We start from the raw sequence: 599 nt of genomic DNA, 5'->3' as shown, positions 1-599 counted from the left end.
TGACCCGGCGCCTTACCCTGCCCCCACAGCGCCGCCTTCAGCGCGCCGCGGGCAAAGATGGCGCGGTCGGTGGCGAGGTGGCGCAGGACGATGCGCTCGCCGGGGGCGGCAAACAAAACATCGTGTTCGCCGACGATGTCACCGCCGCGAATGGCGTGGAATCCGATATCCCCGCGCTTACGCGCTCCGGTGATTCCATCACGGGCGCGGTCGGACACATCCGCCAGATTGACGCCGCGCCCTTCGGCAGCAGCCTCGCCCAGCATCAGCGCAGTGCCCGAGGGCGCATCGACCTTGTGGTGGTGATGCCCTTCGATCACCTCGATATCGAAATCTTCGTCCAATGCAGCAGCGACCTTCTTGGTCAGTTGCACCAGCAGGTTGACGCCAAGGCTCATGTTCCCGGCCCGCACGATCACCGCATGGCGCGAGGCCGGTTCCAGCGCGGCGATCTGTTCATCCGACATGCCGGTCGTGCCGATCACATGGACGCAACGTGCCTGCGCTGCCAGTGCAGCAAATTCCAGCGTCGCTTCGGGCGCAGTAAAGTCGATGACGGCCTGCGCCTGTGCAAATGCCTCAAGCGGGTCATCGGTCAC

Annotated in this window: 1 protein-coding gene; it reads right to left on the bottom strand. The window is 65.1% G+C overall.

From position 1 onward, the window contains the following. Positions 1–599, bottom strand: a 599-nt coding sequence (gene dapB, locus ACR0E6_RS22685) for a 4-hydroxy-tetrahydrodipicolinate reductase (protein WP_480587636.1), incomplete at both ends; no start/stop codon positions are given.

The organism is Ruegeria sp. AP12 (genome assembly GCF_056540025.1).
This window is presented reverse-complemented; position numbering and strand designations above follow the sequence as displayed.